The following is a 15,413-nucleotide window of genomic DNA, read 5'->3' as shown; positions in this document are numbered from 1 at the left end:
AAGGAGAGCGCCCGCCATGACCACCACCCATTTGCTGTATCTGCACGGCTTTCGCTCCTCACCCCAATCCACCAAGGCCCGGCGCATGGCCGAACATGTGGCCACGCGCCATCCCCATGTGCGCTGGTGGAGCCCGCAATTGCCGCCATCCCCGCGCGAGGCGGCCGCCTTGATTGCCGACGGCATAGGCAGCTGGCCGCGAGAGACCATGGCCGTGATCGGCTCCTCGCTGGGCGGCTACTACGCCAGCTGGGTGGCCCAGCTGGCGCGCTGCCGCAGCGTGATGATCAACCCGGCCGTGAACCCGGCGCGCGATCTTGAAAAGTACATTGGCGAGCAGACGTCCTGGCACAACCCCGAGGAACGCTTTTTCTTTCGCCGCGAGTACATGGAAGAGCTGCGCGCGCTGGACACGCGCTCCATGACACCGGCCGCGCCCGAGATGCTGCTGGCGGCCGAGGGCGACGAACTTCTGGACTGGCGCGAGATGAGCGCGCGCTACCCGCATGCGCTGCAGATCATCCAGGAAGGCGGCGATCACGCGCTGAGCAACTTCGAGGAGTACCTGCCCCAGCTCGACGAGTTCCTGAATCTGGCCTGATGCCGCACACGCCTGCGCGGCAGCTGCCAGCCGCAGCGTGGGAGAATATCGGGCTATGCACGCATTGTTTGAAGAAGCCGGCAAGTTCCTGGCCGGCCGCATCCTCTCCGAAGCCGACACCTCCGCCCAGGTGGAACTGGACTCGGGCAAACGGGTCAAGGTCAAGTCCGCCAACATCCTGCTCAAGTTCGACAAGCCGGCGCCTGCCGAGCTGATCGCCCAGGGCCAGGCAATGGCCGCCGAGATCGATCTGGACCTGGCCTGGGAATTCGCCCCCGAGGAGGAATTCGGCTTCGCCGACCTGGCACGCGACTATTTCTCGGACAATGCCACGCTGGCCCAGCAGGCCGGCGCGCTGTTTCGCATCTACGAGGCGCCGCACTACTTTCGCCGCGCCGGCAAGGGCCGCTTCAAGAAGGCGCCGGCCGAAATCCTGCAGCAGGCGCTGGCCGGCATAGAGAAGAAAAAGCAGATCCAGGCCCAGATCACGGCCTGGGCCGAGCAGCTGGGCGCTGGCGAATGCCCCGGCCCCATACGCGAACAGCTCTACAAGATCCTGTTCCGCCCCGACAAGAACGCCGCCGAATACAAGGCCGTGGTCGAGGCCAGCCGCGCCACGCGCCTGGCACCGCTGGATCTGCTGCACAGGGCCGGCGCCATTGAATCGGCCTACGAATTCCACTGGAAGCGCTTCCTCTTCGACCACTTCCCCAAGGGCACGCAATTTCCGCCGCTGGAGGCGCCCCAGCCTCCGGCAGAGCTGCCGCTGGCCGATGTCCAGGCGTTTTCCATCGACGACTCGGCCACCACCGAGATCGACGACGCGCTGTCGGTGCGCGGCCTGGGCACGGGCACGGTCACCGTGGGCATCCACATCGCGGCCCCCGGCCTGGCCATCGTGCCGGGCACGCCGCTGGACCAGCTCGGCCGCTCGCGCCTGTCCACCGTCTACATGCCCGGCTACAAGATCACCATGCTGCCCGACGAGGTGGTGCAGATCTACACGCTGGACGAAGGCCGCGCCAACCCCGCCGTGTCGCTGTACGTCACCGTGGACGAGGCCACGCTGGAGACCACGGCCAGCGAGACGCGCCTGGAGCGCGTGCCCGTGCAGGTCAACTTCCGCCATGACAAGCTGGACCACATCGTCACCGAGCAGTGGCTGGCCGACCCCTCCTTCGAGGTCGAGGGCACGCCCGAAGTGCTGCAAGGCAAGCGCGCCGAACTGACGTTCCTGCAGCGCTGGGCCAGGCACCTGAAGGCCGGGCGCGAACTGGTGCGAGGCAAGCCCGAGAACTTCAACCGTCCCGACTACAACTTCCGCCTGGTGGGCAACGGCAGCGCCGAGCCCCGCGGCAACGAGCAGGTCGAGATCACCGTGCGCAAGCGCGGCGCACCGCTGGACCTGATCGTGGCAGAGGCCGCCATCGTGGCCAACAGCACCTGGGGCGGCTGGATGGCCGATCTGGGCGTGCCCGGCATCTACCGCAGCCAGGCCAGCCTGGCCCCCGGCATCAAGGTGCGCATGTCCACCAAGGCGCTCCCCCATGCGGGCATCGGCGTCAAGAGCTATGCCTGGGCCACCTCGCCGCTGCGCCGCTATGTGGACCTGGTCAACCAGTGGCAGATCATTGCCTGCGCGCGCCACGGCAAGACCGCCGCACTGGCCGCGCCGTTCAAGCCCAAGGATGCCGAGCTGTTCGGCATCATCAGCAGCTTTGACGGCGCCTACAGCGCCTACAACGGTTACCAGGCAGGCATGGAGCGCTTCTGGACGCTCAAGTACCTGCAGCAGAACGCCATCACCGAGCTGACGGCCACCGTCATCAAGGAAGGCATGGGCGGCGGCCTGCTGGTGCGCGCCGACGACCTGCCGCTGGTCTTCCCCGTGCTGGGCGTCACCGGTCTGCCGCGCGGTGCCCATGTGCGCGTGCGCCTGGGCGAGATCGACGAGATCGCGCTCGATGTCTCGGGCACGCTGATCGAGCGCCTGGACAGCGACGCCGCCGCTGCCGACGATGGAGCGGAGGACGACGAGGAGGCCGTGGCCGGCCCCATCGCCATCGCCGTGGACATGAACGAGACCGACGGCACGCCCGCGGCCGATCCTGCCCAGCCCTGATCTGCCCGCGCCCCTGCCTCGCATCCAAGCCACTGCCTTAGATCTGACGTGAAACTGCCTACCGCCTTCCGTTCCCTGAGTACGCTGCAGTTGGCACTGGGTGTCTCCATTGCCCTGCATGCCGGGTTGCTCTCGTTCCGGTTCATCGATCCGGAACGCTTCGACCGCGTGTTCCAGGACACGCCGCTGGAAGTCATCCTGGTCAATGCCCGCGCCAACGAGCAGCCCGACAAGGCGCAGGCCATCGCCCAGACCTCGCTGGCCGGCGGCGGCGAAGCCGACAAGGGCCGGGCCTCCAGCCCCATGCCCTACTCGGCGCTCACCGCCGTGGGCGACGACTTCGAGGAACGCCAGCGCCAGATCGACTCCATGCAGGAGCAGCAGACCGTCTTGCTGACGCAGTTGCGCAAGCAGGTCGCGGCCCTGCCGCCGCTGGACCCGCGCGAGGCGGCAAAGCAGACCAAGGAGCAGCAGGCCCAGCAGGAAAAGCGCCAGCAGCTGGTCAAGCTGCTGGCCGAGATCGAAAAACGCATCAACGAAGAAAACGCCCGCCCCAAGAAGCGCTATATCAGCCCGTCCACGCGCGAGGCCGTCTACGCCATCTACTACGACGGCCTGCGCCGCAAGGTCGAGGACAAGGGCACGGAGAACTTTCCCGAGCAGGCCGGCAAGAAGCTCTATGGCGAGCTGGTCATGATCCTCACCGTCAACCACGACGGCCGCGTGCTGTCCACCGAGATCGTGCAGGGCTCGGGCAACCGCCTGCTGGACACCCGCGCCGAAGCCATCGCGCGTGCGGCCGGCCCCTTCGGCCACTTCGGCCCCGCCATGCGCGCCAAGGCCGACCAGATCGCCGTGGTCTCGCGCTTCAAGTTCACGCGTGAGCAGACGCTGCAGACCACGGTCCAGTAGCCCAGTAGCGCCCCGCCCTCTTCGCACTCCATTTTTTCGACATGACTTCCGTTGCCGCCACCTCCTCCGACCGCTACTGCGTCATGGGCAACCCCGTCGCGCACAGCCGTTCGCCCTGGATCCATGCCCGCTTTGCCGAACTGTGCGGGCAGGACCTGCGCTACGAGCGCCAGCATGTGGAGCTGGATGGCTTTGCCGAGGCCGTGCGCGCCTTCGTCACGGCAGGCGGACGCGGCTGCAATGTCACCGTACCCTTCAAGCTGGAAGCCGCACAGCTGGCCACCACCTCCAGCGAGCGCGTGCAACTGGCCGGCGCCGCCAACACCCTGGTGCTGGCGGCGGACGGCATCCATGCCGACAACACCGACGGCCTGGGCCTGGTGGCCGACATCGTGCGCAATGCGGGCGTGCCGCTGGCCGGGCGCGACCTGCTGCTGCTGGGCGCGGGTGGCGCCGCAGCCGGCGCACTGGGCTCGCTGCTTGCCGAGCGCCCGCGCCGCATCGCCGTGGTCAACCGCACCTTCGAGCGCGCCCAGGCCCTGGTGCAGCGCCATGCCGCCATTGCCGCGCAACATGGCGTGGAACTGGTGGCGCTGGAGCAGCAGGCCGTGGATGAGGATTTCGACGTGGTCATCAACGCCACCGCCAGCAGCCTGGCCGGTGCCGAGGTGCCCGTGCCGGCCCGCGTGCTGCGCACTGGCAGCCTGGCCTACGACATGATGTACGGCCCCGCGGCCCAGGGCTTCATGCAGTGGGCCGAACAGCACGGCGCCACGGCCCGCGACGGGCTGGGCATGCTGGTGGAGCAGGCGGCCGAATCGTTTGCGCTGTGGCGCGGCGTGCGCCCGCCCTCGGCCCAGGTGCTGAACGAGCTGCGCGCCCATATTGCTCAAGGCGGCTGAGCGCTTCATGAAATCCCTGGCACGCGCCCTGCTGCTGGTGCTGTGCGCCGGCCTGCTGCTGCAGCTGTTCTTCGTGCTGCGCATTGCGCTGATGGTGGTGGTCGATCCCGAGTCCACGGCCTTCCAGCGCTCCGAAGCCTGGCAGATGCTGCGCAGCTCCGAAGGCCTGCACTGGAGCCAGCAATGGCTGCCCTATGACCGCATCGCGCCCACGCTCAAGCGCGCCGTCATTGCCTCCGAAGACGACAGCTTCACCGAACACCACGGGGTGCAATGGGAAGCCATCGAGAAAGCCTGGCAGCGCAACCAGCGCGCCGAAGCCCGGGCCATGAAGGCCGACAACGGCAAGGCGCCCAAGATCTATGGCGGCTCCACCATCACGCAGCAGCTGGCCAAGAACCTGCTGCTGTCGGGCGAACGCAGCCTGCTGCGCAAGGGGCAGGAACTGGTGCTGACCCAGCTGCTGGAACTGATGCTGAGCAAGCAGCGCATCCTGGAGATCTACCTCAACAGCGTGGAATGGGGCCAGGGCGTGTTCGGCGCCGAGGCGGCTGCTCGCCACTACTTTCGCAAGAGCGCCTCCCAGCTCAGCGCCGCCGAGGCCGCGCGCCTGGCCGTGATGCTGCCCCAGCCCAAGCGCTTCGAGAAGCTGCCCAACTCCGGCTATCTGCTGCAGCGCACGCGCACGGTCATGCAGAGAATGCCCAGCGCCGTCGTCCCCTGAACAGCTACATTCACTCCATGCGCATCCTTGGAATCGACCCCGGTCTGCAGACCACGGGATTCGGCGTGATCGACGTCGACGGCCACCGCCTGGCCTATGTGGCCAGCGGCACCATCCGCACCACGGGCATCGCGCTCGGCGACCTGCCGGGCCGGCTCAAGCTGCTGTTCGACGGCATCTCGGAAGTCGCCAGCCGCTACCAGCCCGACACCTCGGCCGTGGAAATCGTCTTCGTCAACGTCAATCCCCAATCCACCCTGCTGCTGGGCCAGGCACGCGGCGCCGCGCTCACGGCCCTGGTCAATGCGGGCCTGCCGGTGGCCGAGTACACGGCACTGCAGATGAAGAAGGCCATGACCGGCCACGGCCGCGCGGCCAAGAGCCAGATCCAGGAAATGGTGCGCCGCCTGCTGCAACTGCCCGGCCTGCCCGGCACCGATGCCGCCGACGCCCTGGGCCTGGCCATTACCCACGCCCATGCAGGCGCCGCCATGACGAAGATGGCCGAGGTCACGCAGCTGCAGCGCCGCCAGCATGCGGTCTACAAGGGCGGCAGGGTCTACTAAGCTCCCTGTGTCGCCCCGTTGCAAAAAACTGGCGGCACCCAAAGCGAGAGATGCCGAGCAAGAGCCGCCTCGCGGCGATGGCATCGTCCCCCTCCCTTGCGAAGCAAGTAGAGAGGGGGAAGGCGCGCAGCGCCTCAGGGGGTGCTTCTATCTCAGACGATGCGTCCAAAGAACAGCACGGCGAAGAAGGTCACGCCGGCAATCACGGTCCACTTGAGGATGATGAAGCCCCAGCGCTTGTAGCGGGGCTGGCCCGTGCCCAGGTAGAACGCAAAGGACACGGCTGATGCCAGCAGCAGCACGGTGGCCAGCCAGCGGAAGATCAGCATGGCGGCGCCCGCCTCACCAGGCCCGCGCGGGCTGGGCGAAGCCCTTGGGCGCCTGGCGCTCGCTGTCGAAGCTGACCATTTCCCAGGCGTCGGGCTGGGCCAGCAGGGCACGCAGCAGCTGGTTGTTCATGCCGTGGCCCGAGCGGAAGGCGCTGTAGGCGGCCAGCAGGGGCCTGCCGATCAGGTACAGGTCGCCGATGGCGTCCAGGATCTTGTGCTTGGCGAACTCGTCGTCGTAGCGCAGGCCGTCGCTGTTGAGCACCTTGTAGTCGTCCATGACGATGGCGTTGTCCATGCCGCCGCCCAGCGCCAGGCCGTGGCTGCGCAGCATTTCCACGTCCTTGGTGAAGCCGAAGGTGCGCGCGCGCGCGATGTCGCGCGTGTAGTTGTCCTCGCCCATGTCGAACTCCACGCACTGGCCGGTGGAGTCCACGGCAGGATGGGCGAAGTCGATCTCGAAGCGCAGCTTGAAGCCGTGGTACGGGTCGAAGCGTGCCCACTTGAGGTTCTGGCCCTCGCCCTCGCGCACCTCGACGGGGCGGATGACGCGGATGAAGCGCTTGGGCGCCTTCTGCAGCTCGATGCCCGCGCTTTGCAGCAGGAATACGAAGGAGGCGGAGGAACCGTCGAGGATGGGCACTTCCTCGGCGGTGATGTCTATGTAGATGTTGTCGAGCCCGAGGCCGGCGATGGCCGACATCAGGTGCTCCACGGTATGCACCTTGGCGCCGCCCGTGCCGATGGTCGAGGCCATGCGCGTGTCGGTGACGGCTTCGGCGGATATCGGGATGTCCACGGGCTCCGGCAGGTCCACGCGACGGAACACGATGCCGGTGTCGGGCTGCGCGGGACGCAGCGTCAATTCGACGCGCTGGCCGCTGTGCAGACCCACGCCCACGGCACGGGTGATCGTCTTGATGGTGCGTTGTTGGAGCATCCGGCTATTTTAAAGTGCGGCAGCCGTGCGCAGGGCATGGCCCTGGCACGGCATTCGCTATCACAACCATGCAGCGACCGTATCGGCCGCTGCTCAGTCAGCCTGCTTGCGCAGGAAGGCCGGGATTTCCAGATCGTCCATGCCGCCGGAGGCCAGGGCATCGACGCGGGCAGCGGCCTGCGTGCGGTTGGTACGCCAGACGCTGGGCACCGACATGTTGTTGGCATAGTCGGCGCCGCCAGCGGCACCGCCGACCAGGCCGCCGGCTGCCGTTGCGGCACCCATGGAGGCCGAAGGCAGCTGGTAGCTCATGTTGTCGGTACCGGTGCGCAGGCCGCCCTGCACCACCTGCATGTTCTGGCGGCGTGCGCTGGGGCGCGACAGGCCGGTGGCCACCACGGTGACGCGGATTTCGTCACCCAGGCTGTCGTCGTAGGCAGCGCCGTAGATCACATGCGCATCGGGCGAGGCGTAGGCATTGATGGTGCTCATGGCCAGGCGCGACTCGGACAGCTTGAGGCTGCCCTTGGCGGCCGTGACCAGCACCAGCACGCCCTTGGCGCCCGACAGGTCGATGCCCTCCAGCAGCGGGCAGGCCACGGCCTGCTCGGCAGCGATGCGCGCGCGGTCGGGGCCGGCGGCCTTGGCCGTGCCCATCATGGCCTTGCCGGGTTCGCCCATGACGGTGCGCACGTCTTCGAAGTCGACGTTCACATGGCCGTACTCGTTGATGATTTCGGCAATGCCGCCCACGGCGTTCTTGAGAACGTCGTTGGCATGGGCAAAGGCCTCGTCCTGCGAGATGTCGTCGCCCAGCACGTCCAGCAGCTTCTCGTTGAGCACGACGATCAGCGAATCGACGTTGGCTTCGAGTTCGCTCAGGCCGCTGTCGGCGTTGGCCATGCGTCGGCCGCCTTCCCACTCGAAGGGCTTGGTGACCACGCCCACGGTGAGGATGCCCATTTCCTTGGCCACGCGCGCGATCACGGGCGCAGCGCCCGTGCCCGTGCCGCCGCCCATGCCGGCTGTGATGAACAGCATGTGCGCGCCTTCGATGGCAGTGCGGATGTCGTCCTCGGCCAGCTCGGCGGCTTCGCGGCCCTTGTCGGGCTTGCTGCCCGCACCCAGGCCGCTGCCACCGAGCTGGATGGTGCGGTGGGCGCTGCTGCGCAGCAGCGCCTGCGCGTCGGTGTTGGCGCAGACGAACTCCACGCCCTGCACGTTGCGCGCAATCATGTGCTCGACGGCATTGCCGCCGCCGCCGCCAACGCCGATCACCTTGATCTGCGTACCCTGGTTGAATTCTTCAACTTCAATCATGTCGATGGGCATGTTGGTTCTCCTGTAGCTCTCTGTAAGTGGTCACCACCGTCTGGGGAAAATTCTGTCTTCTGTCCGGTATTCGGAAGCCGGTGGGCGGGCCGGTAATGCGCAGTCGATGAAAGCACATATCAAAAGTTCCCCACGATGAAGTCTTTGAAACGGCCAAAAGCGGTCTTCATCGACCCACTCTTTTGTGCCACCTTGAAACCGCGCAGGCGAGCCAGGCGGGCCTCTTCGAGCAATCCCATCACGGTGGCGGCGCGGGGTTGAGCCACCATGTCAGCCAATGCGCTCGAATACTTGGGGATGCCGCGGCGCACGGGCTTGAGGAAGATGTCCTCGCCCAGTTCCACCATGCCCGGCATGACGGCGCTGCCGCCGGTCAGCACGATGCCCGAGGACAGCACTTCCTCGTAGCCTGAATCGCGCACCACCTGCTGCACCAAAGAAAAGATCTCTTCCACGCGCGGCTCGATCACGCCGGCCAGCGCCTGCTTGCTGATCATGCGCGGGCTGCGGTCGCCCAGGCCCGGCACTTCGACCTGGGCGTCGGGGTCGGCCAGCAGCTGCTTGGCATAGCCGCTTTCGACCTTGATGTCCTCGGCGTCCTTGGTGGGCGTGCGCAGCGCCATGGCGATGTCGCTGGTGATCAGGTCGCCCGCGATGGGAATCACGGCCGTGTGCCGGATGGCGCCGCCCGTGAAGATGGCCACGTCGGTGGCGCCCGCGCCGATATCGACCACGGCCACGCCCAGCTCGCGCTCGTCATCGGTGAGCACGGCCTGGCTCGATGCCAGCGGGTTGAGCAGCAGCTGCTCGACCTCCAGGCCGCAGCGGCGCACGCACTTGATGATGTTCTCGGCCGCGCTCTGCGCGCCCGTGACGATGTGGATCTTGGCCTCCAGGCGGATGCCGCTCATGCCGATGGGCTCGCGCACTTCCTGGCCGTCGATCACGAATTCCTGCGGCTCGACCAGCAGCAGCCGCTGGTCCGAGGAGATGTTGATGGCCTTGGCCGTCTCCATCACCCGCGCCACGTCGGTGGCCGTGACTTCCTTGTCCTTGATGGCCACCATGCCGCTGGAGTTCAGGCCGCGGATGTGGCTGCCGGTGATGCCGGTGCACACGCGCTGGATCTTGCAGTCGGCCATCAGCTCGGCCTCCTTCAGCGCCTGCTGGATGCTCTGCACCGTGGCGTCGATGTTGACCACCACGCCACGCTTGAGTCCGTTGCTCGGGGCCACGCCGAGGCCTGCGAGCTTGAGTTCGCCGTTGTACAGGACCTCGGCGACCACGACCATGACCTTGGCCGTGCCGATGTCCAGTCCGACGATCACATCTTTGTATTCTCTTGCCATATCAGCATCCGCCCCCGGTTGGTTCTGTCCTGTCGCTGTGTCGCTGCTTGGTGTGCATGTACATAGGTCTGTCCTCCCTCGTCTTCAGCGTCGGGGACGCACTGCAGCCGGCGCCTTGGCCGTGCCGGTGGTCACACCGCGCAGCCTCAGCGCATATCCGTCTTCGTAGCGCAGGTCGGCCGACTCGATGGCGTCGGCCTTGCGCTTGTATTGGGTCGTGATCTGGGGCAGCGTGCGCACGAAGCGCTGCACGCGCTGCAGCACGGCCTCCACGCTGCCGCCACCCAGTTCGATCTGTGCGTCGTTGGCCAGCCTGAGCTGCCAGCTGCCGCGCGCATTGAGCGTCAGCCCGTCGATCTCCACATCCAGCGGCCCCAGCGCCGGCACCAGCAGCCGGTACATCTGCAGCATCTGCGGGGCGCTGTCCTCGGGGCCCTGCAGGCGCGGCAGGCCGTCGCGGTCCAGCTCGCCCAGGTTGGCCTCGAAGACCTCGCCGAAGCTGTTGACCAGGCCGGTGCCCGAATCAGGCCCCCAGAAGGCCTCGGCCACATGCTCGTGCAGGATGACGCGCAGGCTGTTGGGATAGTCGCGGCGCACCTGCGCCTCCCGCACCCAGGGCACCTGCTCGAACGCCGCCTTGGCGGCCTTGAGATCCACGGTGAAGAAGTTGCCCGTGAGCACCGGCGCCACATTGGCGCGCAGCGTCACCGCGTTGTTGTGCACCAGCTCGCCCTCGACCACGATGCGGCCGATGTTGAAGGCCGGATGGCGCAGCGCCCACCAGCTCACCGCTGCCAGCCCCAGCGCAGCCACGCCCACGAACAGGACCGTGGCGGTCACGTTCATGAGCTTGACGTCGAAGGGGGCCGGCAGGGAGTAGCTCATGCGTGCTCCTGCTCCGGTTGCGCGTCCAGCGCGGCGCTGGCCAGGATGCCCAGGCACAGGTTTTCGTAGCTCACGCCGATGGCGCGGGCCGACATGGGCACCAGCGAGTGGCCCGTCATGCCCGGCGAGGTGTTGATCTCCAGCAGGAAGGGCTTGCGGTCGCTGCCGCGGATCATGATGTCGGCGCGCGACCAGCCGCGGCAGCCCAGCGTGCGGAAGGCCCGCACGACGATGCGCCGGATCTCGGCCTCTTCCTCGGCAGGCAGGCCGCTGGGGCAGTGGTACTGGGTGTCGTCGGTGAAGTACTTGTTCTGGTAGTCGTAGTTGCCTTCGGGCGCGACGATGCGGATCACGGGCAGGGCGTGGGCGCCCTCGCCGGTTCCGAGCACGGGGCAGGTGGTCTCGTCGCCTTCGATGAACTCTTCGCAGAGCACTTCGGGGTCGTACCGGGAGGCCAGCACATAGGCCTGCTCACATTCCTCGGCTGTCCAGACCTTGGTCAGGCCGATGGTCGAGCCCTCGCGCGAGGGCTTGACTATCATGGGCGCGCCCAGCGCCTGCAGCGCGGCGCGGGTCTCGTCGGCGCTGGCGACCAGCCGCCAGTCGGGTGTGGGCAGACCCTCGAAGCGCCAGATGCGCTTGGTCATGATCTTGTCCATGGCGATGCTGGAGGCCATCACGCCGGGGCCCGTGTACGGGATGCCCAGCAGCTCCAGCGCGCCCTGCACCGTGCCGTCCTCACCGTAGCGGCCATGCAGCGCGATGAAGCAGCGGTCGAAACCGTCCTTCTTCAACTCGCCCAGGTCCCGCTCGGCGGGGTCGAAGGCATGGGCATCCACGCCCTGCGACAGCAGGGCCTTGAGCACGCCCGTGCCCGACATCAGCGAGACCTCGCGCTCGGCCGAGCGGCCGCCCAACAGCACGGCCACCTTGCCCAGGGCCTTGACATCGATCTGGGTGCCGAAGCTGCTCATTGCGCAGCTCCCTGCTGCGCCTGCAGCTCTTGTTTCTGAAGCATTTCAACCAACTTTCCGGGCACGGCGCCAATCGAGCCGGCCCCCATGCACAACAGCACGTCGCCATCGCGGGCGTGGGCGGCCAGGGCCGCCGGCAGCTCGGCAACGTCTTCCACAAAGACCGGCTCGACCCGGCCGGCCACGCGCAGGGCGCGCGCCAACGAGCGGCCATCGGCCGCCACCACCGGCGCCTCGCCGGCCGCATAGACCTCGGTCAGCAGCACGGCATCGGCCAGGCCGATGACCTTGACGAAATCCTCGAAGCAATCGCGCGTGCGGCTGTAGCGGTGCGGCTGGAAGGCCAGCACCAGGCGACGGCCCGGGAAGGCGCCGCGCGCAGCAGCCAGCGTGGCCGCCATCTCGACAGGGTGGTGCCCGTAGTCGTCGATGACGGTGAAGATGCCACCGTCCGCTGCAGGGAGTTCGCCATAGCGCTGGAAGCGCCGGCCCACGCCCTTGAAGCTTTCGAAGGCGCGCAGCAGCGCCTCGTCGGCAATCTCCAGCTCCATGGCGACGGCCACGGCCGACAGCGCGTTGAGCACGTTGTGCTCGCCCGGCAGGCTCAGCACCACGTCCAGGTCGGGATAGCTTTGGCCGTTGCTGCGGCGCACCGTGAAATGCATGCGGCCGGCCTCGGCGCGCACGTTGAGGGCGCGCACCTGGGCGTCCTCGGCAAAGCCGTAGGTGGTCACGGGGCGGGCCACCTGGGACAGGATCTCGCGCACGGCCGGGCTGTCCACGCAGACGATGGCGCGGCCGTAGAACGGCATGCGGTGCAGGAAGTCGACGAAGGCGCCCTTGAGCCGGCCGAAGTCATGGCCGTAGGTTTCCATGTGGTCGGCGTCGATGTTGGTGACGACGGCCATCACGGGCAGCAGGTTCAGGAAGGAGGCGTCGGACTCGTCCGCCTCGACCACGATGTAGTCGCCCTGGCCCAGCTTGGCGTTGGCGCCCGCGCTGTTGAGCTTGCCGCCGATGACGAAGGTCGGGTCCAGCCCGGCCTCGGCCAGCACGCTGGTCACCAGGCTGGTGGTCGTGGTCTTGCCGTGGGCTCCTGCGATGGCGATGCCCTGCTTGAAGCGCATCAGCTCGGCCAGCATGAGTGCACGCGGCACGACGGGGATCTTGTGCGTGCGCGCAGCGACCACCTCGGGGTTGTCGGACTGCACGGCGGTGGAGGTGACGACGGCGTCAGCCCCTTCGATGTTCGCGGCCGCATGGCCGACGTGGGTGGCAATGCCCAGGCCTGCGAGCCGGCGCAGCGTGGCGCTGTCGGACAGGTCCGAGCCCGAGACGGCGTAACCCAGGTTGTGCAGCACCTCGGCGATGCCGCTCATTCCGGCGCCGCCGATGCCGACGAAATGGATGTGATGAATGGCGTGCTTCATGCGGCCAGTTCCTCACAGGCGGCGACCACCTCGGCGGTGGCTTCGGTCTTTTGCATTTTCTTGGCTTTTCCAGCGCGCTCCAGCAGCGTCGCACGCTGCATATTTTGTAGCATTTCGGCCAGGCTTTGGGCAGTCAGTGCGCTTTGTTGCATCAACCATCCACCACCGGCATCGACCAGGAAACGCGCGTTCGCGGTCTGGTGGTCGTCCACGGCGGCCGGGAAAGGCACATAGATGGCGGCTGCGCCCACGGCCGCGATCTCGGTCACCGTGCTGGCACCGGCGCGGCAGACGATGACATCGGCCTCGGCAAAGGCGCGCGCCGTATCGTCGATGAAGGGCGTCAGCTCGGCCTGCACGCCTGCCGCCGCGTAGTTGGCGCGCAGGGCGTCGATCTGTGCGGCGCCGCTTTGGTGGAGCACGACGGGGCGCACATCGGCCGGAATCAGGGCCAGCGCCTGCGGCACGATCTCGTTGAGCGCCTTGGCGCCCAGGCTGCCGCCCACCACCAGCAGGCGCAGCGGACCGCTGCGGCCCGCAAAGCGCTGCTCGGGCGCGGGCTGCTCGGTGAAGGCCTGGCGCAAGGGGTTGCCGACCCAGCGGCCCTTGGGGAACACGTTGGGGAAGGCGGTGAAGATGCGGTGGGAGACGCTGGCCAGCACCTTGTTGGCCATGCCGGCCACGGAGTTCTGCTCATGCAGCACCAGGGGCTTGCCGGCCAGCACGGCCATCATTCCACCGGGGAAGCTGATGTAGCCGCCCAGGCCCACGACCACGTCGGGCTTGACGCGGCGCACCACGGCCAGCGCCTGCCAGAAGGCACGCAGCAGGCGCATGGGCAAAAAGGCCAGGGTCATGATGCCCTTGCCGCGCACGCCCGAGAACTCGATGGTCTCCAGCGGGAAGCCCTGGGCCGGCACGATGCGCGACTCCATGGAGCCGGGGGCGCCCAGCCAGCGCACGTTCCAGCCGCGCTCGCGCAGCGCCTGGGCCACGGCCAGGCCCGGGAAGATATGGCCACCCGTGCCGCCGGCCATGATCAGGGCCGTGCGCTGGCGTTGCGTGCCTTGAGAGGTGGACTGCGTCATGCATGCCCTCCCTTCATCAGCAACTTGTTCTCGTAGTCCACCCTTAACACCACCGCTATCGCTATCAGATTCATGAGGATGGCCGACCCGCCGAAGCTCATCAGGGGCAGCGTCAGTCCCTTGGTCGGCAGCGCGCCCAGGTTCACGCCCATGTTGATGAAGGCCTGGAAGCCCATCCAGATCGCAATGCCCTCGGCCACCAGGCCGGAGAACACCCGGTCCAGCGCAATGGCCTGCCGCCCTATGAGCATGATGCGGCGCGTGAGCCACAGGAAGGTGACGGCGATCAGGAGCACGCCGACCAGGCCGAATTCCTCGCCGATCACGGCCAGCAGAAAGTCGGTGTGCGCCTCGGGCAGCCAGTGCAGCTTCTCGACGCTGCGGCCCAGGCCCACGCCGAAGATCTCGCCGCGCCCGATGGCGATCAACGCATGCGACAGCTGGTAGCCCTTGCCCAGGGCATGCTTTTCATCCCAGGGATTGAGGTAGGCAAAGATGCGCTCGCGCCGCCATTCGGAGGTGGCGATGATGAGCACGAAGGCCAGCACCACCAGGGCCGCGATCAGGAAGAACATGCGCGCGTTCACGCCGCCCAGGAACAGGATGCCCATGGCGATCACCACGATCACCATGAAGGCGCCCATGTCGGGCTCGGCCAGCAGCAGCACCCCGACCAGCACCACGGCCAGCCCCATGGGCAGCACGGCGCGGAAGAAGCGCTCCTTGACCTCCATCTTGCGCACCATGTAGTCGGCCGCATAGATGAGCACGGCGAACTTGGCCAGCTCGGACGGCTGGAAGTTCATGATGCCCAGGGACAGCCAGCGCCGCGCGCCGTTGACCACGGTGCCCACGTGCGGGATCAGCACGGCCACCAGCAGGACCAGGGACACCAGGAAGAGCTTGCGCGCCATGCGCTCCCAGGTGGCCATGGACACCTGGAAGGCCAGCAGCGCGCCGACGAAGGCCATGCCTATGGACATGGCATGGCGCATCAGGAAATGGGTGGGCGCGATCTTGCCGAAGCGCGGATTGTCCGGCATGGCGATCGATGCCGAATACACCATGACCAGGCTCCAGGCCAGCAGGCCTATGACCACCCAGATCAGGGCCTGATCCAGGCCGAGCACGCTGGCCGGCGTCTGCGTGGGCCGGTGGTACTGGGGACCGCCCAGGCGCACGGGCAGCACGTCGATGGCCTTTTCCTGCGCGCCTCCGAACCAGGAGCGCATGCGGCCCAGGGCCTGGTTCATGGCGTTCAT

Annotated in this window: 15 protein-coding genes; 6 read left to right on the top strand and 9 right to left on the bottom strand. The window is 67.4% G+C overall.

The window, feature by feature from the left end:
• Window positions 1–16: 16 nt before the first annotated feature.
• From ACF8LI_RS26205 to ruvC, 6 genes are read left to right on the top strand one after another with little or no spacing between them, the layout of a single operon-like run.
• Window positions 17–601 carry a YqiA/YcfP family alpha/beta fold hydrolase gene (locus ACF8LI_RS26205; RefSeq protein ID WP_392414524.1) on the top strand — a complete coding sequence of 195 codons (585 nt, stop codon included), beginning with the start codon at window positions 17–19 and terminating at the stop codon, window positions 599–601.
• Between the two features lie 55 nt (window positions 602–656).
• Window positions 657–2,723, top strand: coding sequence for a ribonuclease catalytic domain-containing protein (locus ACF8LI_RS26200; RefSeq protein ID WP_392414523.1), 2,067 nt, complete (start codon window positions 657–659; stop codon window positions 2,721–2,723).
• A 48-nt stretch (window positions 2,724–2,771) separates the two neighbouring features.
• Entirely contained in the window at window positions 2,772–3,635 is an 864-nt protein-coding gene (locus ACF8LI_RS26195) for an energy transducer TonB (protein ID WP_016448020.1), read from the top strand.
• Between the two features lie 41 nt (window positions 3,636–3,676).
• Window positions 3,677–4,537, top strand: coding sequence for a shikimate dehydrogenase (gene aroE / locus ACF8LI_RS26190; RefSeq protein ID WP_047217446.1), 861 nt, complete (start codon window positions 3,677–3,679; stop codon window positions 4,535–4,537).
• A gap of 7 nt (window positions 4,538–4,544) precedes the next feature.
• Window positions 4,545–5,261 carry a monofunctional biosynthetic peptidoglycan transglycosylase gene (mtgA, locus tag ACF8LI_RS26185; RefSeq protein WP_016448022.1) on the top strand — a complete coding sequence of 239 codons (717 nt, stop codon included), beginning with the start codon at window positions 4,545–4,547 and terminating at the stop codon, window positions 5,259–5,261.
• A 17-nt stretch (window positions 5,262–5,278) separates the two neighbouring features.
• Window positions 5,279–5,827, top strand: coding sequence for a crossover junction endodeoxyribonuclease RuvC (gene ruvC, locus ACF8LI_RS26180; RefSeq protein ID WP_016448023.1), 549 nt, complete (start codon window positions 5,279–5,281; stop codon window positions 5,825–5,827).
• A gap of 152 nt (window positions 5,828–5,979) precedes the next feature.
• Here the strand turns inward: ruvC and ACF8LI_RS26175 are convergent, their stop codons facing one another.
• The 9 genes from ACF8LI_RS26175 to ftsW form a co-directional block, all read right to left on the bottom strand.
• Window positions 5,980–6,156, bottom strand: a complete 177-nt coding sequence (locus ACF8LI_RS26175; protein WP_016448025.1) for a hypothetical protein — start codon at window positions 6,154–6,156, stop codon at window positions 5,980–5,982.
• A gap of 13 nt (window positions 6,157–6,169) precedes the next feature.
• Window positions 6,170–7,093, bottom strand: a complete 924-nt coding sequence (lpxC, locus tag ACF8LI_RS26170; RefSeq protein ID WP_016448026.1) for a UDP-3-O-acyl-N-acetylglucosamine deacetylase — start codon at window positions 7,091–7,093, stop codon at window positions 6,170–6,172.
• Window positions 7,094–7,186: 93 nt separating this feature from the next.
• Entirely contained in the window at window positions 7,187–8,425 is a 1,239-nt protein-coding gene (gene ftsZ / locus ACF8LI_RS26165) for a cell division protein FtsZ (protein ID WP_016448027.1), read from the bottom strand.
• Between the two features lie 119 nt (window positions 8,426–8,544).
• Complete coding sequence (ftsA, locus tag ACF8LI_RS26160; RefSeq protein ID WP_012203404.1) at window positions 8,545–9,774, bottom strand: cell division protein FtsA; 1,230 nt, start codon at window positions 9,772–9,774, stop codon at window positions 8,545–8,547.
• Window positions 9,775–9,858: 84 nt separating this feature from the next.
• Window positions 9,859–10,659, bottom strand: a complete 801-nt coding sequence (locus tag ACF8LI_RS26155; RefSeq protein WP_016448028.1) for a cell division protein FtsQ/DivIB — start codon at window positions 10,657–10,659, stop codon at window positions 9,859–9,861.
• Window positions 10,656–11,633: a D-alanine--D-alanine ligase gene (locus ACF8LI_RS26150; protein ID WP_151019273.1), complete on the bottom strand. Its 978-nt coding sequence runs from the start codon at window positions 11,631–11,633 to the stop codon at window positions 10,656–10,658. Before ACF8LI_RS26150 ends, ACF8LI_RS26155 begins: the two co-directional genes overlap by 4 nt.
• Window positions 11,630–13,063, bottom strand: a complete 1,434-nt coding sequence (gene murC, locus ACF8LI_RS26145; protein ID WP_016453132.1) for a UDP-N-acetylmuramate--L-alanine ligase — start codon at window positions 13,061–13,063, stop codon at window positions 11,630–11,632. Before murC ends, ACF8LI_RS26150 begins: the two co-directional genes overlap by 4 nt.
• Window positions 13,060–14,151, bottom strand: coding sequence for an undecaprenyldiphospho-muramoylpentapeptide beta-N-acetylglucosaminyltransferase (murG, locus tag ACF8LI_RS26140; protein WP_016448031.1), 1,092 nt, complete (start codon window positions 14,149–14,151; stop codon window positions 13,060–13,062). Before murG ends, murC begins: the two co-directional genes overlap by 4 nt.
• On the bottom strand, window positions 14,148–15,413 hold the full coding sequence (gene ftsW / locus ACF8LI_RS26135) for a putative lipid II flippase FtsW (RefSeq protein ID WP_017404612.1): 1,266 nt from the start codon (window positions 15,411–15,413) through the stop codon (window positions 14,148–14,150). Before ftsW ends, murG begins: the two co-directional genes overlap by 4 nt.

The organism is Delftia sp. WSY_12 (genome assembly GCF_043104645.1).
Classification (GTDB): domain Bacteria; phylum Pseudomonadota; class Gammaproteobacteria; order Burkholderiales; family Burkholderiaceae_C; genus Comamonas; species Comamonas tsuruhatensis.
The sequence above is the reverse complement of the archived record's forward strand: the minus strand, read 5'-3'. Positions and strand labels throughout refer to the sequence as shown.

Excerpts from the sequence above, each read along its gene's own strand:
- ACF8LI_RS26155 (WP_016448028.1), bottom strand. The coding sequence starts at position 10,659 with ATGAGCTACTCCCTGCCGGCCCCCTTCGACGTCAAGCTCATGAACGTG.
- ACF8LI_RS26200 (WP_392414523.1), top strand. The coding sequence starts at position 657 with ATGCACGCATTGTTTGAAGAAGCCGGCAAGTTCCTGGCCGGCCGCATC.
- ftsW (WP_017404612.1), bottom strand. The coding sequence starts at position 15,413 with ATGAACGCCATGAACCAGGCCCTGGGCCGCATGCGCTCCTGGTTCGGA.
- murC (WP_016453132.1), bottom strand. The coding sequence starts at position 13,063 with ATGAAGCACGCCATTCATCACATCCATTTCGTCGGCATCGGCGGCGCC.
- murG (WP_016448031.1), bottom strand. The coding sequence starts at position 14,151 with ATGACGCAGTCCACCTCTCAAGGCACGCAACGCCAGCGCACGGCCCTG.
- ACF8LI_RS26205 (WP_392414524.1), top strand. The coding sequence starts at position 17 with ATGACCACCACCCATTTGCTGTATCTGCACGGCTTTCGCTCCTCACCC.
- ACF8LI_RS26150 (WP_151019273.1), bottom strand. The coding sequence starts at position 11,633 with ATGAGCAGCTTCGGCACCCAGATCGATGTCAAGGCCCTGGGCAAGGTG.
- ftsZ (WP_016448027.1), bottom strand. The coding sequence starts at position 8,425 with ATGCCCATCGACATGATTGAAGTTGAAGAATTCAACCAGGGTACGCAG.
- ruvC (WP_016448023.1), top strand. The coding sequence starts at position 5,279 with ATGCGCATCCTTGGAATCGACCCCGGTCTGCAGACCACGGGATTCGGC.
- lpxC (WP_016448026.1), bottom strand. The coding sequence starts at position 7,093 with ATGCTCCAACAACGCACCATCAAGACGATCACCCGTGCCGTGGGCGTG.
- mtgA (WP_016448022.1), top strand. The coding sequence starts at position 4,545 with ATGAAATCCCTGGCACGCGCCCTGCTGCTGGTGCTGTGCGCCGGCCTG.
- ACF8LI_RS26175 (WP_016448025.1), bottom strand. The coding sequence starts at position 6,156 with ATGCTGATCTTCCGCTGGCTGGCCACCGTGCTGCTGCTGGCATCAGCC.
- ftsA (WP_012203404.1), bottom strand. The coding sequence starts at position 9,774 with ATGGCAAGAGAATACAAAGATGTGATCGTCGGACTGGACATCGGCACG.
- aroE (WP_047217446.1), top strand. The coding sequence starts at position 3,677 with ATGACTTCCGTTGCCGCCACCTCCTCCGACCGCTACTGCGTCATGGGC.